The organism is Sabulibacter ruber, from assembly GCF_017355955.1.
GTDB lineage: Bacteria > Bacteroidota > Bacteroidia > Cytophagales > Hymenobacteraceae > Nibribacter > Nibribacter ruber_A.
On the sequence record NZ_JAFFID010000005.1, the window covers coordinates 340,098 to 362,516 of the forward strand.

Below are 22,419 nucleotides of genomic sequence, written 5' to 3' on the forward strand. Positions count from 1 at the left end.
ATGGATGAAACGAGTTGTCATTACCGGTCTGGGCGCCATTACGCCCTTGGGGAACACCGTGCAGGAGTTCTGGGCGAACCTTCTGGCGGGCAAAAGTGGGGCCGGGCCCATCACCAAATTTGATGCGTCTAAGTTCAAGACCCACTTTGCCTGTGAGGTGAAAAACTTCAACCCTGAGGCATACCTGGAGAAAAAGGAAATCAGGAAGTATGACTTGTTTACCCAATACGCCATCGCGGCCAGTGACCAGGCCATCCAGGACGCCGGTCTAGATTTCACGCGCATGACACCGGAAGAACGGTACGAAGTGGGCGTTATCTGGGGCTCTGGCAACGGCGGCATTGGCACGTTTGAGGAGCAGTTGCGGGATTTCCATTTAGGCGATGGCAGCCCCAGGTTCAACCCGTTCTTTATCCCGAAGATGATAGTGGACATCGCCGCAGGCGTTATCTCCATCCGGCACCAGTTGTATGGCCCTAATTACTGCACGGTATCGGCGTGCGCTTCTTCTAATACTGCCATCATCAATGCTTTTGATACCATCAGAATGGGCAAGGCGACCATCATGATTGCGGGCGGTTCAGAAGCGGCTATCACCGAATCGGCGGTGGGTGGTTTCAACGCGGCGCAGGCGTTGTCAAAGTTCAACGAAGACCCAACCAGAGCATCGCGCCCGTTTGACCAGCAACGCGACGGCTTTGTGGTGGGCGAAGGAGCAGGAGCCTTGGTATTAGAGGAGTGGGAACACGCCATACAAAGAAACGCCCCTATTTATGCCGAGTTGGTAGGAGGAGGCATGGCGGGAGACGCCTATCATTTAACGGGTACCTCGCCCAACGGATTGGGTGCCGCTTTGGGCATGCAGCGAGCCTTGAAAGACGCGGGGCTGTCTCCTGAGCGCATTGACTACGTTAATGCCCATGCAACTTCCACCGGCATTGGAGACCTGAGTGAGCTGCAGGGTATCAAAACCGTTTTCGGGAACCGACCGGTGCCCATCAGTGCCACCAAGTCCATGACGGGGCATTTGCTGGGAGCAGCAGGTGCCATTGAAAGTATTGTGTGCGCCTTAACGGTAAAGCATGATATGATTCCGGCAACTGCCAATACTCTACAGCTGGACGCACAAATCCCCGAGGGAATGGACCTGGTGCTAGGAAAGCCTCGGTCTCAAACGGTGGAGTATGCCCTCAACAACACCTTCGGCTTTGGTGGGCATACGGCCAGTTCTATTTTCAAAAAGTACCGTGATAGCTGAAACGGGTAGGCTGCCTGTTTTCGGGCTGTTTTCTGGAAATCAAGCCAGAAAATTGCTTCAACTCTCCTGGATCTTAGCCTGGGGGAAGATTCTGCTTCCTTTAGTACGTTGGCGCCTTTCCCATTCAATCTGCTGAGCTTTCTCTGCTTTACTTAAAATTCCCTATTCACCTTTAACCTTAAGGCTATGCTATTAACGCAAGTAGGCGAAACTACCTCCAACAAATGGCTCCAGCATGTGATTCTGCTCACTGGTCCCCTGTTGTCGGTGATGGATGTATTTATCATCAACGTGGCCATTCCGTCTATCAAACACGGGCTGGCCGCTACTGATGGAGAAATACAGCTGGTGATTGCCAGTTACCTGCTGGGTTATGCCTCCTTTCAGATTACGGGAGGCAGGGCTGGGGATTACTTCGGGCGGAAGAAAGTCTTTTTCTGGGGCATGTTCTTCTTTACTTTTTCCTCTATGTTGTGCGGTGTGGCGCTCAGCCCGGAGCAATTAATTGCCGCCAGGTTCCTGCAAGGGCTGAGCGGGGCGTTCATGATGCCGCAGCCTTTGTCTTACCTGCAACTACTGTTCCCAGAGCAGAAGGAGCGGACCAAAGCCTTCGGGTTGGTGGGCATCACGTTGGGCATAGCCTCAGTGGGTGGGCAGTTTTTGGGTGGGTATTTGTCTGAGGTGCAGGCAGTGGTGGACGGCTGGCGGCTGATTTTTTTCATTAACGTGCCCATTGGTATGGTGGCGCTTTGGGCCATTCAGGCTTTTCTGCAGGAAACCGTGAAAACTCGCCAGGGACAGTTTGATTATGCGGGAGTGGTACTGGTCACGCTGGCTTTGTCTTCTATGATTTATGCCCTCATTCAGGGGCGGGAGGAAGGCTGGCCGGCCTGGAGTTTCTGGCTCCTGTTGCTGTCTGCCGGGATGCTTTTCTACTTTATCATCCATCAGAAACAGAAGCTTACCCAAGGCAAAACGCCTTTGGTCAATCTGAACCTGTTCCAGATAAAGGACTTCAACATTGGGCTTTTGATGGTTTCCTTTTACTTTATGATGCACGCCTCTTACCTGCTCATAGGCACGGTGCATCTGCAACTGGATCTAGGTTTTTCGCCGTACCAGTGCGGGCTATTCTTCGTGTTGGCAGGTGTAATGTTCATGCTGGCTTCGGTGCTGTCCATCAAACTGGTGCTGCATCTGGGGAAGTGGGCGCTGCAGGTGGGCGTGGTGTTGCTCATTACCAGTTTTGCGTTACAGGCTATTTTATTCAAGCCCGGAATACAGCTGCTGCACATCTATCTGGTGATGGGGCTGTACGGGCTGGGAGGTGGACTGGTGATGCCGTCTCAGATGAACATGGCCCTGAAAAGCATTCCGCCGCATTTTTCGGGGGCAGCCACGGGCATTTACAACACCCTGCAACAAGCCGCGGCGGCAGTGGGCATCAGCTTGGTGGGTGGTCTGTTTTACTACGTGGCCCAACAGAATCCTTCGTCTAAAATGTTGGCCTTTCAATATGCCATGTGGGCAGAAATAGCTTGTCTGGTGCTGGTGGGATTGATGATTATCCTGCTGCCGTATAAGGTGAAGAAAGTGGTTTGAACCAGTGCATAAGCAAGAATCTAACCTCAAGACAAGACCTAATAGCCCCTGATTAAAAGCCTTCGTAGCGTTTGGGGAACTTGCGAGCGACTGTGCCAACTCCCGAATTCTTACCTCACAAAAAAGCCCTCACAGTTTTTCAAAACTGTGAGGGCTTTTTTGTGTTTCGGGCTTCTTTTTCAGAAAACACATTCAATTGAGGGCTGTTTTGCAAAGCAACCGCTATGCTTTTACCCGTACCAAAGCTGCTTCCCGCAACTCATCTTCTGCTTGAAACAATTCTTCCAGCATAATCACTTTCTTCTCCAGTTCTTCCGATGTGAATAAAGAGGGCAGCAGTTCTTTGTAGTAGCTGATGCCAGCTTGCAGGTTTTGCCAGAAGGTTTGCAGGTACTTGAATTGTTTGTCGGGGAGGGTGTCCAGTTGCTCGGCTTTCTTGGTTTTCCAGTAATCAATGTACAGCTTCAGCTCATTGATGAAGAGGTGCGGCCGGTAAGTTTGGTTCAGGGCGTTGAACCGACCGTAGATGTGGTCTACCATTTCCTGCAGCTTGAAAATGCCCGAGAAGAACGCCAGGTTTGGTCCGGGGCAAATGGCTACCGGTTTGCTCAACGCCTTCTTCCCGAAGTTATACAGCAAAGCAGCTGTGTTGGCCAGCCCCTCGCAGAGACATTCCTTGGCTAGTATTTTGTTTTCTTCGGCTTTCAAGGCTTCTGGCGTTAAACCTTGTTGTTGCAGTTGCTCCAGTTTGCGGCGCTGGAACTTGCGGGAGGCGGTGCAAAGGGGCTCTTCGGTGAATTCTGTACTAGAAACCAGGTGCTTTTTCACGCAGGGGCTGCCGGGTTTGCCTTTGTCTATGCGGGCGTGGGTCAGTTGTTCGCTGGTGGTGCCACGCAGGGCATTGAACGGAACGCCCAGCGGCGAGATGGGGCTCAGGTACAGATCCTCGGCTTTCGCTTTGGAAAGTTGGGTGAGCGTATCGGCATCTACGGTGGTGGCTTCCGGTACCAGCAGGAACGGCGTACCCCAGCCGGTAGCGTCAAAGCCGTAGTACTTGAGCAGGAAGTTGTGTTCTTCGGCGGTGCCGATGCCCCCTTGCACAGTAAGCCTTTGCACCGGAGCCGTAACGGGAACTGCTAGCCCTTTGGCAGTAAGCGCCTGCTGGCACATAGCCCAGAGCTCGGCCTTTAGGGCCTGGCGATTGGTTTTGAACTCCTCCAGAATAGGGCCCATCAGCAGACCATCGGTGGCGAAGGCGTGGCCGCCGCAGTTCAAGCCAGATTCTACCCTGAACTCAGACACCCAGATGCCTTTCTTAGCCAGAATCTTGCCCTGCACCGCCGCCGACCGGTAATCGCTTACCTTGATGATGACCTGCTTTTCAAACTCGCCCTGTTCATTGGGAAAGAAACCCGCAAACTGCTCCAGGTAACTGAACAGCCTTGGGCTCATGCCCGCCGAAAACACAATAGATGACTTAACGGTGCTGTTGGCATACCCGCGGAGCGCTGCCATGGCATCGGAGTACTCCGGGGGGAGCAAGGAGCCGTTTGCGGCGTAGTTGGTCTTGTCCAGCTTGGTCATGATGTTCACGTCTATGCTGCCGGGTTGCATGGCTTCGCGCAGTTGGTTCTGCAAAAACTCACAGAACGGCTCGTCGGGCGTTTGCAGCATTTGCTTGTACAGCAGGCGCAGGGGTGCCGCATCTGGCAGCATCTCAAAGTACTTGGTAAGCTGAGTGCCAGGCGCAAATTCCTCGGCCTTCACTTTTTCCAGTTGCTCACGCACCAGCTCGTCTACCAGGTTCAGGTAAGCGGTGACCCGCCTGGCCCGATAATCATCTTCTTTTTCAGAAATAGGTACAAACTGCCTTTGGTACAAGGCCGCGTAGTAAAGCCGCATTTCTTCCAGCAGTTTGTCATCGGCCAGCGAAAGGACGGAGGAAATGCCGTAGCGGGCTACTTTCAGGGGAGAATCAATGGAGAAGGCCAATCCCATGACCGGGATGTGGAACGAGTGGAGGTTATTGAATGCCATGCGTATTTGAAGGGGTACGGTTAGGTGCTTTCTGCAGGCGTGCAAGGTAGCCGTGGCCGAAAGGGTTGAAGATGACGAGCCTCAGCAGGAAAGATGACAATTGTCATTTTTAAAGCACCTGTAGCCAAGGACAACTAGGTAGCCGCTGTGTTATAGCTACTTACCTTTGCTTCCAGTTTGGGGTAGTTTTCAGGAAAGCAGCCCGGAAATAAAGAAAATAGCAACCTGGCCGGTAAACTCATTTTACGCGCGCGTCTCCTGAAGATTTTTCTTCATCTTTGTAGATAGCTTCAAAAGGTTGCTGGCCACGGGCTTACGCCAGGGCTACGTTCAACCAGGCAGTACCAGGCTCTGTCTCTATGTCTTCTGACCAGTCACTTCAGGATATCCAGCACTTGTTCATGGCCCACTACACGGCGCTGTGCCACAGGGCTTTTCAGTTGGTGAATGATGAAGACGCCGCCAAGGATGTGGTTCAGGAGGTGTTCATAAGGTTATGGAAGCAGATGGAGAATGGGTTCATGGCCCTGGAGAACCCCGAGGCTTATTTGCACCGCGCCGTCCGGAACCAGGCTCTGAATTACCTGGACCGGGAGAAAAGGCAGCTGTCTTTTGCAACCGAACTACAGGCTACCTCCGCCATCTCCTCCAATGATACCGAAGATAATTTAGGGCTGGAAGAGCTTCAGCAGAAAGTACAGACTGCCATTGAAAGCCTGCCGTTGGGCTGCCGCAAAGTGTTTCTCCTGAGTAGGTATGGGGGCTTGAGCCACAAAGAAATAGCCGAGCAACTGCAAATCTCCCCCAATACCGTGGACAATCACATCAAAAAGGCGTTAAGCATCCTGCGCAAATACCTGGTGAGTGGCTTACTGATAATTTTTAAAATTTTTTTGGGTGAGGCGTAGCGGTTGTGTCAATAGGGTATGTCTAGAGGGAAAACCACTAAACCCTTTGGTCCAAATGAAAAAACTAAAAGTAACCCTGGCTAGCCTTTGCTTTCTTGGCTTATGGGCATGCCAAGGCATCGAGAAGGAAGAAGAAACCATTTCACCCAATGCGCCGCTGCCCAGAGCCGTGACCACCACCCGTGAAACCGAATTACTGGTAGGCAAATGGTGGCGCCTGGAGCAAGCCATTGTGACCCCGGCGTATCCCAAACCTAACGGAAGCACCAACAACTGGCTGGAGGGCAAGCAGACCTGTGAACTGGACAACCGCATCCGGTTTAACCTGGACGGTACCATGACCTGGGATGAAGGTGCTATCCGCTGCTCTGGCACTGAGCAAACCACTCCCGGCGCCTGGACCTACAACACCAAAACCGGCGAGGTGGAGCTGTACGAGCAGGAAGGCAGCAAATACGCCCACCGCACAGATTTAACCGTGACGCAGGTAAATGTTACCACATTCACCGCGCTGAGCATGAAAAAGGAAGGTCCAGGGTACACCATCACCTCCACTTACGTGCTGGAGCCATAGAACACGCTTTGCCGCAGGGTGAAAGCAAAGACACGAAAAACGGAATGGACAAAGACGCCACTTTTTTCTGGGACTTGACCGCCAGGCACCTCGCCGGTACTACTACGCCGGAGGAGGAGCAGCTTCTGGCGGCATGGCTCCAGGAAAATCCAGAGCAGAAACAAGCCTTTGAAGAGCAGCGCCGTTTATGGCAGTTATCAGAAAAGCAGCCTAAAAACGCGTTCTCGCCAGAAGAAGGATGGCAGGAATTCCTGCAGCGGGTGCAAGCCGAAAAGCAAGCCAATGCGGCAGAAACTGTTTCTCCGGCTTTCCCCTGGATGCGGGTAGCCGCCGGGCTTGCGTTGTTGCTGGTGTCAGTGTTTCTGATCAGGTACTTCCTGTTTCCGCCGGTACAAACCGTGACCCTTGCCGCTACAGATGCCAAGCGCCTGTTCACGCTACCGGATAGCAGCCAGGTCTGGCTGAACAAAGGAAGCTCGCTCACTTACCAGTCTGATTTTGGCGAGGAAGACCGGCCGGTCACGCTGCAGGGCGAGGGCTACTTTGAGGTGCAGCACAATGCCCACAAACCGTTTCTGGTAACAACTTCGGGCACAGAAACCCAGGTGCTGGGGACTACTTTCCAGGTGTCTACCCAAGATTCTGCGCAGGTGGAAGTGGTGCTTTTTACCGGAAAAGTGGCTTTTAGGGCTAAAACAGGCCAAAAACAGGAAGTTACCTTAGCACCGGGGCAAAAGGCAGTTTATTCCGCAACTACCGGACAAATAGAGACCGCTTTCAATCAGGATCAGAACGAACTGGCCTGGAAAGAGGATCGGTTTCAGTTTCAGAATACCCCTCTGGAGCAGGTGGCGCTGACCCTGAACGCGTATTACGGGGTGTCCATCACGTTTGAGAAACCGGTGCTTGCCCAATGCCACTTTACGGGTTCTTTCAGAGATGCCCCTGCTTTGGAAGAAGTGCTGGTGGTACTTACCAAATCACTTCAACTGTCTTATAACGAAGTGCAGCCAAACGTCTTTCGCCTGAGCGGAGAAGGCTGCCGCTAAAAATTAAAGCATTCAAAAAATGTATAGATATCTCCTTTGCATTTGCCTGGGCTGGCTGTGCTGTGTCTTCAGTGTGGCGGCGCAAACACCGTTACTGCAAAAAAAAGTAAGCCTTTCGGTACAAGGCAGCACCCTGGAACAGGCTCTGAAAACCTTGTCAGAACGCTACCAGGTTGATTTCTCCTACAGCAACGAGGTAATCAACGGGGCCAAAAAGGTAACGGTTAACGCCCAGAACCAACCCTTGAGTGAGGTGCTGAACCAATTGCTCAGACCTACCGGTTTGCGGTACAGCACCATCGGGAACCAGATTGTGATTGAACCCGCCCCTAAAAAGAAGGAACGCAACAAGGTAACGGTTAGCGGTACCATTAGGGACAAAGCCTCTGGAGAGGCACTGGCCGGTGCCACGGTGCTGGTGATGGGCCAGGAAGAACTGGGTACCGGGGCAAACGCCTATGGCTTTTATTCCCTCACCTTACCCGAGGGGCGTTACACCCTCAGAGCGAATTACCTGGGCTATGCAACCCAGGATGTTTCGCTGCAGCTAAACCAAAACCAAACCGTGAGCATTGAGCTGAGCCCCATGGCAGCGGTCTTGCAGGAAGTAGAGGTTTCTGCTGACAAGGACGAACAGCAGGTGATGGATAGCCGTGGCGGGCGGCACCTTTTGCCCATGCAAACCATCAGGAAAATGCCGGCCATTGGCGGTGAATCTGATGCCGTGAAAAGCCTTCAGATGCTGCCGGGCGTGCAGACGGCCAATGAAGGCACCACTAACCTCTCGGTGCGGGGCGGCTCTTTTGACCAGAACCTGATTCTGCTGGATGAGGCACCAGTGTACAATCCGGCTCACTCCCTGGGGTTTTTCTCGGTGTTCAATCCAGATGCCATCCAGAGCGTGGAGTTGTACAAAGGCGGCATTCCTGCCATGTACGGCGGACGGTTGTCCTCGGTAGTAGACATCCGGATGAAGGAAGGAAACCGGAAACAGAACATGGCCAGTGGCGGGGTGGGGCTGCTGGCTTCCCGGTTGACTTTGGAGGGACCCACTTTCCAGGGAAATGGCTCTTTGATGATTGCCGGGAGGTATAGCAACCCGGGAGTGTTGGTGAACGGCATAGGAGAGTTAGGGCAGCTGGCGGGGCTTTATTCCTTCAATAATTTCACGGGCGGCAACGAGATCAGTTTCTATGACCTTAACCTGAAAACCAATTACAAACTCACCCAGAAGGACCAACTGTATTTCTCTGCCTACACCGGGCATGACCACTTCTTTTATTTTGATGTGAATGGCCGAAGCAGCATGGACTGGGGTAACACTACCGCCACTTTCCGGTGGAACCACATCTACAATGAAAAGCTGTTCTCCAATGCCACCGTGCTTTTCAGCCACTACAACTACGCTTACATCCTGAAAGACGAGGTGCGGTACTTCCGCTGGACTTCCAACCTGCAGGAAGTGGATGCCAAGATTGATTATGACTACTTTGTCAGCCCCGCCTTGCATTTGCAGTTTGGGGGAGCCTTGAACTTTCACCGGTTCTTCCCCGGAAAAGTAGCGCCCCGCAATGACCAGTCGGTGACCAAAGAGGTTCTGCTGCCCGAGAAGCAAGCCCTGGAGCCTGCCTTGTACGCCTCGGCTATTCACCAGGTGTTGCCCCGGTTGCGGGTAGAATACGGGTTGCGGTACGTGCCGTTTCTTACCTTGGGCCCCGGTCAAAGTTACGTGTATGCATCTCCGGAGAGCGATACCCCACAGGATACGCTGCACTACCAGTCCGGCGAGGTCATGCAATCCTACCAGCGTCTGGAGCCCAGGGTATCGGTGCAATACAACATCAGTGAAAAAGGCACCTTCTCGCTGTCCTACAACCGTACCAACCAATACCTGCATTTGGTCACCAATTCCTCGGTGGGGTTGCCCACCGATGTGTGGCTGCCTTCGGACCGTAACATCAAACCCCAGATAGCAGATCAGGTGGCGGCGGGCTACATGCATCAGTTCAAAGAAAAGATCTGGCAAGCGGCGGTGGAAGTCTTCTACAAAGACATGCAGCACGTGGTGGATTATAAAGACAACGCTGATCTGTTTATGAACGGGCAGATTGAAACCCAGATGCGGAGCGGGCGCGGCTGGGCCTACGGGGCGGAGTTCCTGCTAAGGAAAGAGCAAGGCAGAACCACGGGTTGGCTTAGTTATACCTGGTCAAGATCAGAGCGCAGCATTGAAGGCGTGAACAACAACCGCCCGTACTTCTCCGGGTTTGACAAACGCCACAACCTGTCAATTACCCTGGCGCACCAGCTGAGTGCCCGGAAAGCCTTGAGTGCCAATTTTGTGTACACCTCGGGCAGGGCTACCACCATTCCGGAAAGTGTGTACTTCTACGGCGACAAGCCCTTTGTGCAGTACTCTGAGCGAAACGGCTACCGTTTGCCTGCCTACCATAGGCTAGATGTGTCCTACACGCTGCAGCAGAAACGGAACGACCAGCGCCGTTGGAAAGGTGAGTGGGTTTTCTCGGTGTACAATCTTTACAACCGGGAGAATTACTTCAACATGTTCTTTAAGCAGGAAGATTACAGCTACAGCTCCATCAAAGCCTATAAAACCTTTTTGTTTGGGGTGCTGCCTTCTGTCACTTATAATTTCAGATTCATTTAAGCGTATATGAACCTACCAAGAATATCAATGGGCTATAACAAGCTGACCAGGCTGTTTCTGGTGCTGTCAGCTCTCTTCTATTGGGGTTGTACCGAAGAAGTGGCCATGCCAGAGATTTCCTCTTCCAGTAAACTGGTGGTAGACGCCTGGATCACCGATAAAGGCGGGCCTTACCAGGTAAAGCTAACCCGAAGCCTGCCTTTCAAATCCCTGGCCTCGGGCGTTAATTACACCTATGAAGAAGGTTTGAACCTCATCGGGATCCCGGATGCCCAGGTCACCATCAGTGATAACACCGGTTTTGAGGAGGTTTTGAAAAAGGAGCCCAATAACACTTACGGCTACGTCACCACCAACCTGGTGGGTAAAGCCGGCCGCACGTATTACCTCAAGATCAAGCTCAAAGGACAGGAGTATACCGCTACCGCCTACATGCCGCCGGTTCCTAAAATTGACAAGGTCTCCTATTTTTTCCGCCCCACCGAGATAGTAGGAAAAGAAGATTCCTACGTGCCCCTGGTGTACTTTCAGGAGCCCACTCATGAGAAGAACTATTACCTGTTCAAGTACTGCTACCAGGATTGGTGCGGCCCCATTAACGGCGGGTCAACCGGTGGCCGTAACTGGAATGTCTCCATCATGAACGATGACCTGATGCCCGCCTACGTCAACGGCCTGAGCATTGATGACGGTCATTCGGTTAGCGGGATGGACTTTTACCCGTTTAGCGGTGTCAATACCCTGCAGATGTATTCCTTGACCAAAGAAGGCTACCAGCATTTTGATGCGCTGATCCGGCAGTTCCTGAACGATGGCGGAACCTACCAACCGGCACCCGCATCGGCCCCCGGTAACATCAGCAACGGTGCCCTCGGCTTTTTTGGCGCTGCCGCTGTTTCAGAGATGAAGGTGCATATTCCGTAACCAGCTTGTTTAGGGCCTGTTTTCTGTAAAATGGGCTAAAAACAGGATTTACTTTCTATCACAAAGGCTTCTTTCTCAACAGAGAAAGGAGCCTTTCTTTTTGCTGAATGGCACCCCAACCAGGCACGCCTTGCCTAACCAAATGTTAAAATGCTTGGAAAAAATAAACCAATTGGTTTATTTGCCGGCATGAAACGTCCTCAGACTTCCAAAGCCGAACAGACCAGAAGCCTCATTGTGGAACGGGCAGCCGTCCTTTTCAACCAGAAAGGCTTTGCGGGTACGTCGTACAAAGACCTGATGGAAGCCACCGGCGTCACCAAAGGCTGTTTGTACGGGCACTTTGCCAGCAAGGAAGAGTTGGCGGTGGAAGCCTTTGAATATGCGGCCCAAACCCTGATTGACCGGGTAGGAGAGGCGATGGCTCCTTATGAGCATGCGGGAGAAAGGCTGCGGGCCTTGCTGAACTTCTACCGCACCTATCTTTCAAACCCCGTTATTGCCGGAGGCTGCCCTCTGCTCAACACCGCCGTAGAAGCAGATGACAACCAGCCCGCTCTGCATGACCGCGTGGTTAAGGTCCTGAACCGGTTGCACAAAGGCGTATTCAAGCTGATAGAGTTGGGTAAGGCCCAGGGAGTGTTCCGGGAAACGGTGAACACGCAAGATGTGGTTACCTTTTTTGTGGCCACCGTGGAAGGCGGTATCATGCTGGGAAAAGCCTACAGCCACGACCAGCCCCTGCAGACCGTACTCCATCAGCTTGAGCGATGGCTGCAATTTGAATTAGGCGACTTCTAAAATTTTTATTCCCCTATAAACCAATTGGTCTATTTTAAGCTATGAAAGAACAAACCTCCGCACCCAAACCCTCGGTATTAGAAAGCCAAACCCGCATCCGGTTCGATCACTGTGATCCGTTCGGGCACCTGAACAACAGCGCTTTCCTCAATTACTTCCAGAATGAGCGCGAAGACCAGGTAGAAGCCGCCTACGGACTAGACATTCATGCTTTCTTCCGGAAAACCGGTAGGGCCTGGGTGGTAGGCCAGAACCAGATTGTGTACCTGAGCCCTGCTTTGGTGCGCGAACTGGTCACTATTGAAACTAGCATCCGGCACTTTAACGAGACCAGCATGCTGGTGGAGCATATCATGTATGACGCGGAAAAGACGAAAATTAAAGCCATGCTCTGGACCAGGTTTGTGTACATTGACGTGCGCAAAAACGAGCGTGCCCAGCACGAACCGGAACTGATGGAACTGTTTGGAGAAGTGGTGGTGAAAGAGGAAACCCCGGCGCTTTTTGAGGAGCGGGTGAAGCAACTCAGAGAGCAGATGAAGGCTCTTCAAGCCAAGGCCGTATAAAAGCAGAGATGCAATTTGCGGTATCCTGCGGTTGCCGCATCATCTATTAGCGCCGGGCTGTTTAGAGGCTGTTTTCCAGGAAATAGCCTCTAAACAGCCCGGTGTTTGTTTTGTGATTTATCGCTGCACTTCATTCAGCCAATCAGTGATTAGGCGGTAGGAGATGGAGAGGGCAGGCGGCAATTTGATTTCCCCTGAGGCCACAAGCTCTTTCAGTTCAGGACGGATGAACCAGCGGGCATCGTCAATCTCGGCGGGGTCAATCTTGATTTCGTCGGTTTCTGCCTCGGCCATAAAGCCCACCATAATGGAAGCCGGAAAAGGCCAGGGCTGCGAGGAATGGTATTCCACATGGTTGACCGGGAGGCCCACTTCCTCCAGCACCTCCCGGACGACGGCACTCTCCAGCGTTTCACCGGGTTCCAGAAAGCCCGCCACGGAGGCATACATGCCCGCGGGCCAGGAGGCTTGCCGGGCTAATAGGCCTTTGCCCTGATGCGTGACCATGGTAATAACGGCGGTATCGGTCCGGGGGAAATGGGAGGTCTGGCAGTCTGGATTAGTGCATTTGCGGAGGTGCCCCGCCTCTTTGGATAGGGCAGGGGAGCCACAGACGCTGCAGAATTGGTGTTGCCGGTTCCAGTGTACCATGGCTTTCGCGTACGCCAGCAGAGAACTATCGGGCCGGGCCAGTTGCAGGGTGGCTTCGCGTAATTCCTGGAAGCTGCCGGTTTCATGAGGAACGATATGCTCTTCCAGTAGATCCACGGCAAAGTAGGCCCTCTCTTCCCGTACTCCAAGCAAAATAGGCGTAAGGTCAAGTTCTTGCAATGGCAACTCCTTGATGGAGAGTGGCACCAGCCGGCGGTCTTCAGAGAGGAGCGACTTCTGGCCTTTGAAAGGCAGAATAACCGTAGTTTGTTTGGTTAACTGTTCTTCCAGCCAGACCGCGTTTTTCCGGAGCAGGTGCACCCGGTCCAGGTCAGATTCTCCAAAGTAGTTAAGTGCCGAGTATGCAAGATGGTTAGGCATAGTCTTTTCTTTAAGCCGTAAAAGTAAGAAGCGTTTTTAGGCCGTTCTCAGGAAAACAGCTTAAAAACGCTTTGCCTTTGTATGTACTGGTAAGAGCCAGAAAAGTTGATGAGCAGGGATAGTGTTCGAAAGCGTCTTCTTCGGCAAGCCGAATTAGAGGCTTAAGTCTGTTGTTCCTCTTCTTAAAAAGGTATTTCCTCGCTCGCCTCTGGCGAGTGTGCGTTATCTTGGTGGCCTCTGGCCACCGGAAACCGCTTTGCAATACCGTTGTCTTGTTTTAGGCATAGCGGCGAGACGCCGCCCGGTTACTCACACTCGCCGGAGGCGAGCGAGGGCAGGGCTTAAAACAAAAAAGCGCTTCTGGGCTGATTTCATGAAATCAGCCCAGAAGCGCTTCAAAGAAGAAAATAAATCTTCTACAGGTTAAGGGAACCGGCTAGTTCTTTCAATGCAATCTCGCCGATCTTGGCTAAGTATTGCGCGTTGCTGTAGCGCACGGTGGCGTTCACGTAGTTGAGCTGGGCATCGCGCACCTCTACGGTGGTGATGCTGCCCAGGCGGTATTTCTCCATGGTGATTTCCAGGTTCTGGCGGGCGATGCGCTGGTTGTTTTCCTCCAGTCTCACCAAGCTCAGGTTGGTCAGGTAGGTCTGGTACGCCGAGGCCAGTTGCGAGTTGATGCTCTGGTTTACCTGGTCTAGCTGCAACTGCGCGCTGTTGATCTGGATGTTGGCGTTCTGCTCCATGCGGCGCTGGTTGAACCCGTTGAAAATGGGCACCGAGGCCGTAACCCCGTAAGATAAGCCATTCCCCGTGGAAAGGGTGGAGAAGCCCAGGGCAGACCGGTTGCGGTTGAAGTTGTAGCCGGTATTCAGCCCCACCACGGGGTACCGGTTGGCCTTCACAATTTTGGCATCCAGCTCGGCCACTCTGCGGTTCAGGATGGCTGCCTTCAAAGACGGGTTCTGCTGAGAAGCCTGGGTGGAAAGAGTTTCCAACGTTAGCTGATCATCAATCAAGATGTTGTCTGGTACACTGAACCGGATGTTCACGTCGCGGGCCATCAGCTCGTTCAGTCTGATCTGGGTGTTGCGGTACAGTTCCTGCTGGCGCAGCAGGTTGGTGGTGTCGGTGTTGTAGTCTACCTGGGCGTTCAGCACTTCCAGGCGGGCCGCTTTTCCAATCTGGAACCGGTTCTGGGCCGTGGTCACCCGCAAACGGGAGATGGCCATGGCGGTGTCATAGGCTCTCAACTGATGCTGTTGCTGCACCAGTTCATAGAACGTGTTCATCACGTCGCCCACGCGGGTAAGAATGGTCAGCTGCAGGTTGGCTTCGCCCAGTTTTTCCAGTTCCTGTAACTGCTCATAGCGGGCAAACATGGCAAAGCCGTTGAATACCGTCCAGTTCAGGCCCACCCCGTAGTTCAGGGTAGAGCCCTGGCCCCAGCTTACTTCGTTCACCTGCCCATCGGCACGGGTTTGGGAGCTGTTCTGAATGGTATTGTTGTTGGTTAAGTTACCTGTGACAGTAGGTAACATGCCTGCGTTGCCGCGGGTCACGTTGTTCTCGGCAATGCGCTCGTCATTGGCAGATAGCTTAATGTCATAGTTACGTTCCAGTGCTATCCTGACGGCGTTTTCAAGGGTTAGTATCTCCTGAGCTTTCGCCTCGCCTGCCCCTAAGAACAAGCTGAAAAGTAAGAGGCTCAGGAGACCAAATCTGTATTTTAACATATTAGGGTTTCTTCAATCAAATAATTAGTGGGCCACTGCTTTCTCGTACTCTTCAATGCGGTCAAACTCTGGGCGGTGTTTGCGGGCCCGTGACCACATAGAATAGATAGCCGGAATGATGAACAGGGTAAGCACCAAGGAGAAAATGGTACCTCCCACAATCACTACCCCCATCCCAATCCGGCTTTGGGCGGCTGCACCTAAGGCCAGGGCAATAGGCAAAGAACCCAGGGCAATAGCCAAACTGGTCATCAGGATAGGGCGCAGACGGGCCTCAGAGGCTTCCAGAATGGCCTCCATCTTAGACCTGCCTTCCTCGCGCAACTGGTTCGCAAACTCCACAATCAGGATACCGTTTTTGGTCACCAGACCAATCAGCATAATGGTCCCGATCTGGCTGAAGATGTTCCAGGTCTGGCCGAACAGCCATAGAGACAACATCGCCCCGGCCACCGCCATCGGTACCGTTAAGATGATGATGAACGGATCCACGAAGCTCTCAAACTGAGCCGCCAGAATCAGGTAAATCAGCAACAAGGCCAACCCGAAGGCGAACATGGTGTTGGAGCCACTTTCCACGAAGTCACGCGATTCACCACCCAGGTCAGTAGAGAACGACTCGTCCAATACCTGGTCTCTGATGCGGTCCATGGCCTCAATACCGTCCCCGATACTTTTGCCTGGAGCCAGACCGGCCGAAACGGTGGCCGACAAATACCGGTTGTTGTGGTATAACTGCGGCGGGCTGCTGCGCTCTTCCATGGTCACCAGGTTGTCCAGCTGAATCAACTGGCCGGTAGAACTGCGCACGAACAAGGACGTTAAGTCCATGGGGTCGTTGCGGTCTGGGCGGTCAAACTGACCCATTACCTGGTACTGGCGACCGTTCATCAGGAAGTACCCAAAGCGCTGGCCGCTCAATGACAATTGCAGCGTCTGCGCCACGTCAATCACCGATACGCCTAAGCTCTGGGCTTTCTCACGGTCAATAGAGATGTTGATCTCTGGTTTGTTGAATTTCAGGTTCACATCGGCCATCACAAACGTGGGGTCGTTGTTCACGGCTTCCATGAATTCAGGGATTTTTTCCTCCAGTTTCTGGAAGTTAGGTGCCTGAATGATATACTGGATAGGCTGACCACCCCGGCGGTTCACCGAGATAGTGGGCTGCTGAATCACATTGGTTCTGGCCTCCGGGAAGCGACGCACCACTCTGGAAAGCTGATCAGCGATCTCTTTCTGGGACCGCTCACGTTCTTCCTGCGGCTTCAGCGCCAAGCGCATCATCCCGCTGTTCACCGATCCGGAACCCCCAAAACCAGGCGACGTGATCACCAGGTTTACTTGTTTCTCAGGTACAGAATCCTCCACCACCTGGGTTAATTCCTCCATGAAGCGTTCCATGTATTCATAGGAAGAACCTTCCGGCGCCGTGGCCATGATGCGGAGCATTCCGCGGTCATCGTACGGGGCGGTTTCTTTCTGCAGGATGGTGTAGAATAAGCCAATCAGACCAAAACACGCGAAGATGATAGGGAAACTCAGCCATCTTCTCTTCATAAAGCTGCTCAGGGCATTGGCGTAGCCCGAGTTCATTTTCTGGAAGAACGGCTCAGTCCACTCGTAGAATTTAGAGCGTTTGTGCACGTCTCCTTTCATCAGATAGGCATTCAGCATAGGCGTTAAGGTCAGTGACACGAACGCCGAGATCAACACGGCTGCGCCAATCACTACCCCAAACTCCCGGAACAACCTACCCACGAACCCTTCCAGGAAGATCACCGGCAGGAACACCGCCGCCAATGTGATGGAGATGGAGATAACCGCCAAAAAGATCTCATTAGAACCTTTGATAGCCGCCTCAATAGGAGACATGCCTTCCTCTACTTTTTTGTAGATGTTCTCGGTTACCACAATACCGTCATCCACCACCAGACCGGTTGCCAGCACGATGGCCAGCAGGGTCAATACGTTGATGGAGAAACCAGCCAGGTACATGATGAAGAACGTGGCAATCAACGACACCGGAATGTCAATCAACGGACGGAAGGCGATACCCCAGTCCCGGAAGAACAGGTAAATGATCAGGATTACCAGCACCAGGGAGATGAGGATGGTCTCGGCCACCTCCGTCACGGATTTCTTGATGAACACGGTGTTGTCCATGGCAATGTCCAGCACCAGGTCACTTGGTAGTTCGTTTTTGAGCTTGTCAAACTGGTCGTAGAAGTTGCCGGCAATCTCCAGGTAGTTGGTACCCGGCTGCGGAATGATGGCCATCCCCACCATGGGCACGCCAGATTCTGTCATCTTGGTTTCCAGGTTCTCAGGACCAAGTTCGGCCCGACCAATGTCACTGAACCGAAGGATTTTGTCGCCTTCAGAAGAAATGATGAGATCGTTGAATTGTTGCGCGCTAGACAGGTTACCCAGGGTTCTTACCGTTAGCTCGGTGTTCTGGCCGCTCACCTTACCAGTTGGTAATTCCACGTTCTGGCGGTTAAGGGCGGTACGCACATCGGCAACGGTTAAGCCGTAGGAGGCCAGTTTCATGGGGTCCAGCCACAGGCGCATGGCGTAGCGTTTCTGCCCCCAGATCTGCACACTACTCACGCCAGGAATGGTTTGCAGGCGCTGGGCAATCACGTTCTCGGCGTAGTCAGAAAGCTGGAGCGCATCGCGGTTTTCGCTGCGCACCGTCATGGTGATGATCGGCTCAGAGTCAGCATCGGCTTTAGACACTACCGGCGGCGCGTCAATGTCCTGCGGTAAACTTCTCACCGCCTGCGATACTTTGTCGCGCACGTCATTGGCCGCCTCTTCCAGGTTCTTGTCCAGGTTGAACTCAATGTTGATGTTGCTTCGGCCCTGGTTACTGGTAGAGGAAATGTTCCGGATACCGTCAATGGAGTTAATGGCTTTCTCCAGCGGCTCGGTGATCTGGGATTCAATGATATCAGAGTTGGCCCCGGCATAGCTGGTGCTCACGGAGACAATAGCCGGGTCAATGGACGGGTATTCCCTGATCCCCAGGAACGTGTACCCAATCACCCCGAACAACATCAGGAGAAGGTTCAACACGATGGTGAAGACCGGCCGTTTAATACTTGTGGTGGATAAACTCATTTTGTAAGCGTTTATTTAAAATTATGGCTTCGCCAGGGCTACACGCACTGGGCTTCCTTCTTTCAAAGACATCACACCCGTGGTCAGAACGGTATCACCGGGGTTCAGGCCGGCTGTTACCAGCAGGTCTTTCTCGGTGCGGGTGCTGGTTTCAATCATCACTTCTTTGGCTTTTCCATCTCTGGCAATGAATACCTTTTTCCCGTTCTGTACCGGTACCACCGCCTGGGTTGGAATCAGGAGCGCATCAGGAATAACCGTCAAAGGCAGTTCAATGTTGGCGAAAGAACCAGGCAATAACACGCCGTTCGGGTTATCGGCCCGGGCACGTAATTGCAGGGTTCTGGTGGTGGCTTCAATATTAGGCTCAATGGCGTACACCCGGGCCGTGAATTTGTCTGGTGAGCCAGCTACCGTGAAAGTAAGCTCTGTGTTCACTTTCACCTGGTTGGCATATTTCTCAGGCACCGCAAAGGTGATTTTCACGGGGTTGGTGCTTACCAGGTTCGTAACCACGGTTTCAGGAGTAAGGAACGTACCCACCGATACGGCTCTTAAGCCTACTTTTCCGGAAAACGGTGCTACAATGGACGTTTTGGCCAATTGCGCCTGCACCAGCTGAATCTGGGCCTGGGCGGTTTTCAGTTCGGCGCGGGCTACGTCGTATTCCTCGCGGCTGATGGCTTCTTTCTGCAAAAGCAGACGGGCGCGTCTTTCATTTTCGGCGGCCAGCGTCTGGCGAGTCTGGGCCTGGGCCAGCTGGGCCCGCAGTTCAGAATCGTCTATTTTCACCAGCACCTGTCCTTTACGCACGTTGCTGCCCTCCTGGAAGGAAATGCTGCGCACCTGGCCAGATACCTGTCCTCTTACTTCTATCTGTTCATTGGCTTCAATGGAACCGGTCACGGCCAGGGAATTGGCAAACTCCCGGGGGGTAGCCACCACACCGCTTACGCGCATAGGCATGCCACGACCAGCACCACCTGGTCCGCCCGGGCCTCTTCCGCCGCCGGGACCGCCCGCTCCAGCCTGTTCTTTGTTGCTGGAGATACGGTAATACACCAAGGCCCCGAAGCCGATAATCAGTAGCGCATATACAATGTGTTTGATTTTCATAGATTTAGAAATACGAAAATTCTTTCGTTTGTTGAGATTAAAGTGGTTAAAGGTTTAGTTAGTTCATGGTTGGTGCAGCTATAGATAACCCTAAGCGGTGGCTGCATGGTTCCCCTGGCCTTGGAAGAAGAGGTAAAGACATTCTCCTGACAGCCTCCTCAGAAGCAAAATGGCTATCTAGTGGAAACCTGAAAGGGAAGCGTTTTCCTGGGATAAGTTCCCAAACAAGCGCTTTTGGCCGCGAAAGCCGTTTTGCCGGAGAACCAGCGGAGGGAGAAGCAACTTTTTCATTTCCGAAATCGGATTAGGGGGATATATAAACACGTTTACACTGCCAGGCAGGCCTCTAAGAGCCTTTCTCACCGTGGCAGTGGGTAAAATTATTCCGTTTTTTGGCTATTTTTAAAAATTAGACCTAAAAACAGACTGAAGGTTTAAAAGGAACCTGAAAAAAATAAATTCCCCTGCAAATTACCCATTGTGGCAAGGGAGAAAGCCTGTCAATTCAAGCGTATGCCTAAAACCGAAGCCACCGATAAAAAGACCAACTTCTTCCAGGATGTCTATGAAGTAGTGAAACTCATTCCGCCGGGCCGGGTGACTTCCTACGGAGCCATAGCGGCGTACCTGGGGGCCAAAGGATCGGCCCGCATGGTAGGGTGGGCACTTATTGCTTCCCATGCGCAGCAGGGCATTCCTGCCTACCGCGTGGTGAACCGCAACGGCATGCTCACCGGCAAGCAGCATTTTGAAGCCTTTGACGCCATGCAGGCCCACCTGGAGAGTGAAGGCGTGCAGGTGAAAGACGATAAGGTTGTTGATTTTGACAAACTGTTCTGGGACCCCGCCAAAGAGTTGTTGTAGCATGGCCCAAACCAAAGACCCCAACCAGATTTCCAAAAAGAAGCAGTACTATCCGGTTACGGAGCCCTTGCGCCGGTACCTGCGGGAGTATGACCGCTCGGCACCGCTGCCCATTTCTTACCAGGACCTGCTGCACTTCTCAGATGCCTATCCGCTGTACGACCGCTGGGGCCATGACACGCTGTGGCAAACGGTGGTGTATGACCAGGGCATGATGCAGGAAATCTACGAGGGGCTCACGCGCATCTACATCCAGCTGAAATCCAACGGGAACGAGAGCCTCATGGAGCAGCTTTCGGTACAGCGAGTAGATTACTGCACCTTCGGGAATTCCAACCCGTTCCGCATCCGGATTGTGAACCTGCTCAATGACAACTTCGATTACTTCTACTTCAAGAAAGCCGATGCCTCGCGCATTTACGGCCTGGAACTGGAGCACGTACTCTCGCCTAACCGTATCAATTACCTGGTGCATGGCAGCTCGCTCATAGAAGAGCACATTGCGGGCATTCCCGGCGATGAGTTCATCAAGCATTACCTGGGCCGGCCTAACCTGAACAAGGTACGCCTGGCCAAAGAGTTTGTGAAGTTCAATGAACGCTGTTTTGCCCTTCTCCTGGGTGACATGCGCTCTTATAATTACGTGGTGGCCGTTACCCCAGACTTTGAGGAAGAGCAGTACCGCGTACGGCCCATTGATTTTGACCAGCAGAGCTACGAGGGCCGCAAAACCATGTACCTGCCCCAGTACTTCAAAGACAACAACCCCATTGTGGCGCTCTGCATCCAGTGGCTTCCCGTGGAAACCATGCGCCAGTACCAGAATGAGGAGCGTACCTTGCTGTTCCGCCGTATCCGGGCCGCACGCTACCGCCTTAAAGACCTGATTGACTGCATGCGCAAAGACACCATCTCCACGCAGGAGAAAGTAGAGCAGCTACGCCATGAGCTGGCGCTTCACCACAAAAACGAGGAGTTCCGCCAATGTAAATCCATGGGCGATATTGTTCGGCTTCAGTTGAAGTTGATGGTAAGACACTTGTAACCCGTTTTCACCTTCTTTTCCAAAAATCAGCCACAAAACGGCATTTTACGTAATGGGGCTGATGATTGCTCTTATGCCTGCCCACCTGACCTCCAGAGTACAGCCATTTCTACGTCTCTTCAAGGATGCGTTTGACTTGTTTCGGCAAAATGACCCGCTGCGCCTGGCTTCCTCCACGGCTTTTTTTACGTTGTTTGCGCTGCCGCCTATTCTGATCCTGATCATTTCTCTGCTGAGCGTGCTCTTTAACGATGCCCTCATTACCGGCGAGTTGTTTGAGAAGCTAACCAGTCTGGTGGGGGAGAATGTGGCAGGACAGATTGAGCTCATTCTAACCAATTTCCTGGAACTGCAGGGCAACGGCTGGGCGGCTATTTTAAGCTTCCTTTTCCTGACGTTCGTTTCCACCACGCTTTTCACCGTTATTCAGAATTCCTTGAACCAGCTGTGGAGCATCAAGATAAAAGGACATCAGCATTTGCGGGGGGCGCTGCGCAATCGGTTCAGGGCTTTGCTTATTATCTTTTCCAGCGGATTGCTCTTCCTGGCGTTTCTGGTGATAGATGGGTCTCTGGCCTTTCTTAATGACCATTATATTTTCTGGGATGAGCATGTGCAGCTGCACGTGCTTCAGTTCATCAACCGTGTGATTGGTTTTGCGGTGGAGACCGCCTGGTTTGCCATTATCTTCCGGTTTTTGCCGTTCGGGCACATGCCTAAGCGGGCGGTTTGGGTAGGGGCGGCGGTAACGGCTTTGCTGTTCCTGTTGGGCAAAATGGTGCTGGCCCGCGTGCTGGTGAACAGTGATCTGGGGTCACTTTATGCCACCTCGGGCTCTATTGTGGTGCTGTTGCTGTTCATTTTCTACTCGGCCATGATCTTCTTCTTTGGAGCCTGCTTTACCCTGGTGTATTCAAGGTACATCAACCAGCCCCTGCGGCCAAAACATTTTGCTACCTTCTTTGAGTGGCGCGACACCGAGCAGGCACCGCTTCTTTAACCCTTCTTTTGCTTTTAGAGAATAAATAGGGTTTGGACGGCGTTGAAGCCTTGTTTTTCAATGGTTTATACAATCGTTTGTTTGATTTCTCTTGCTTTACGGAGGACGTAGCT

17 protein-coding genes are annotated in these 22,419 nt (G+C 52.7%); 12 read left to right on the forward strand and 5 right to left on the reverse strand.

The features are described 5' to 3' along the window. The first annotated feature begins 4 nt into the window (after positions 1–4). Both fabF and JT719_RS21435 read left to right on the forward strand, forming a co-directional pair. Positions 5–1,258 (forward strand): beta-ketoacyl-ACP synthase II, encoded by a 1,254-nt coding sequence (fabF, locus tag JT719_RS21430; RefSeq protein ID WP_207435800.1) that lies wholly within the window; start codon positions 5–7, stop codon positions 1,256–1,258. Positions 1,259–1,444: 186 nt separating this feature from the next. After that, a complete protein-coding gene (locus tag JT719_RS21435) occupies positions 1,445–2,860 on the forward strand; it encodes an MFS transporter (RefSeq protein WP_207435801.1) in 1,416 nt (471 codons plus the stop codon). A gap of 222 nt (positions 2,861–3,082) precedes the next feature. Here the strand turns inward: JT719_RS21435 and JT719_RS21440 are convergent, their stop codons facing one another. Continuing rightward, positions 3,083–4,897 carry a hypothetical protein gene (locus tag JT719_RS21440; RefSeq protein ID WP_207435802.1) on the reverse strand — a complete coding sequence of 605 codons (1,815 nt, stop codon included), beginning with the start codon at positions 4,895–4,897 and terminating at the stop codon, positions 3,083–3,085. A gap of 359 nt (positions 4,898–5,256) precedes the next feature. On the opposite strand from JT719_RS21440, the gene JT719_RS21445 reads away from it, so the two are divergent. The 7 genes from JT719_RS21445 to JT719_RS21475 all read left to right on the forward strand — a co-directional run bounded on the left by JT719_RS21445 (position 5,257) and on the right by JT719_RS21475 (position 12,387). Continuing rightward, positions 5,257–5,805, forward strand: coding sequence for an RNA polymerase sigma-70 factor (locus JT719_RS21445; RefSeq protein WP_207435803.1), 549 nt, complete (start codon positions 5,257–5,259; stop codon positions 5,803–5,805). A 55-nt stretch (positions 5,806–5,860) separates the two neighbouring features. After that, positions 5,861–6,379: a hypothetical protein gene (locus tag JT719_RS21450; protein ID WP_207435804.1), complete on the forward strand. Its 519-nt coding sequence runs from the start codon at positions 5,861–5,863 to the stop codon at positions 6,377–6,379. 44 nt (positions 6,380–6,423) lie between these two features. After that, the gene (locus JT719_RS21455) at positions 6,424–7,428 is read left to right on the forward strand and encodes a FecR domain-containing protein (RefSeq protein WP_207435805.1); all 1,005 of its coding nucleotides are present in this window, start codon (positions 6,424–6,426) and stop codon (positions 7,426–7,428) included. Between the two features lie 19 nt (positions 7,429–7,447). Then, positions 7,448–10,096, forward strand: coding sequence for a TonB-dependent receptor (locus JT719_RS21460; RefSeq protein ID WP_207435806.1), 2,649 nt, complete (start codon positions 7,448–7,450; stop codon positions 10,094–10,096). A 6-nt stretch (positions 10,097–10,102) separates the two neighbouring features. Then, positions 10,103–11,020 carry a DUF4249 domain-containing protein gene (locus tag JT719_RS21465; protein WP_207435807.1) on the forward strand — a complete coding sequence of 306 codons (918 nt, stop codon included), beginning with the start codon at positions 10,103–10,105 and terminating at the stop codon, positions 11,018–11,020. Positions 11,021–11,209: 189 nt separating this feature from the next. Beyond that, the gene (locus JT719_RS21470; protein ID WP_207435808.1) at positions 11,210–11,821 is read left to right on the forward strand and encodes a TetR/AcrR family transcriptional regulator; all 612 of its coding nucleotides are present in this window, start codon (positions 11,210–11,212) and stop codon (positions 11,819–11,821) included. 41 nt (positions 11,822–11,862) lie between these two features. Then, positions 11,863–12,387 carry an acyl-CoA thioesterase gene (locus tag JT719_RS21475; RefSeq protein ID WP_207435809.1) on the forward strand — a complete coding sequence of 175 codons (525 nt, stop codon included), beginning with the start codon at positions 11,863–11,865 and terminating at the stop codon, positions 12,385–12,387. A gap of 117 nt (positions 12,388–12,504) precedes the next feature. On the opposite strand, the gene nudC is transcribed toward JT719_RS21475, so the two are convergent. The 4 genes from nudC to JT719_RS21495 all read right to left on the reverse strand — a co-directional run bounded on the left by nudC (position 12,505) and on the right by JT719_RS21495 (position 19,397). After that, a complete protein-coding gene (gene nudC, locus JT719_RS21480; RefSeq protein ID WP_207435810.1) occupies positions 12,505–13,419 on the reverse strand; it encodes an NAD(+) diphosphatase in 915 nt (304 codons plus the stop codon). Between the two features lie 416 nt (positions 13,420–13,835). Beyond that, positions 13,836–15,155 (reverse strand): TolC family protein, encoded by a 1,320-nt coding sequence (locus tag JT719_RS21485; protein WP_207435811.1) that lies wholly within the window; start codon positions 15,153–15,155, stop codon positions 13,836–13,838. A gap of 24 nt (positions 15,156–15,179) precedes the next feature. Then, a complete protein-coding gene (locus tag JT719_RS21490; protein WP_207435812.1) occupies positions 15,180–18,281 on the reverse strand; it encodes an efflux RND transporter permease subunit in 3,102 nt (1,033 codons plus the stop codon). Between the two features lie 21 nt (positions 18,282–18,302). Further along, positions 18,303–19,397 (reverse strand): efflux RND transporter periplasmic adaptor subunit, encoded by a 1,095-nt coding sequence (locus JT719_RS21495; protein WP_207435813.1) that lies wholly within the window; start codon positions 19,395–19,397, stop codon positions 18,303–18,305. A 513-nt stretch (positions 19,398–19,910) separates the two neighbouring features. Here JT719_RS21495 and JT719_RS21500 point away from each other — a divergent pair. Genes JT719_RS21500 through JT719_RS21510 form a run of 3 tightly spaced genes read left to right on the forward strand, consistent with a single transcriptional unit; the run spans position 19,911 to position 22,306 of the window. Then, positions 19,911–20,261, forward strand: a complete 351-nt coding sequence (locus JT719_RS21500) for an MGMT family protein (RefSeq protein ID WP_207435814.1) — start codon at positions 19,911–19,913, stop codon at positions 20,259–20,261. A 1-nt stretch (position 20,262) separates the two neighbouring features. Then, a complete protein-coding gene (locus JT719_RS21505) occupies positions 20,263–21,306 on the forward strand; it encodes a hypothetical protein (protein ID WP_207435815.1) in 1,044 nt (347 codons plus the stop codon). Between the two features lie 52 nt (positions 21,307–21,358). Next, a complete protein-coding gene (locus JT719_RS21510; RefSeq protein ID WP_207435816.1) occupies positions 21,359–22,306 on the forward strand; it encodes a YihY/virulence factor BrkB family protein in 948 nt (315 codons plus the stop codon). The last annotated feature ends 113 nt before the right edge of the window (positions 22,307–22,419 follow it).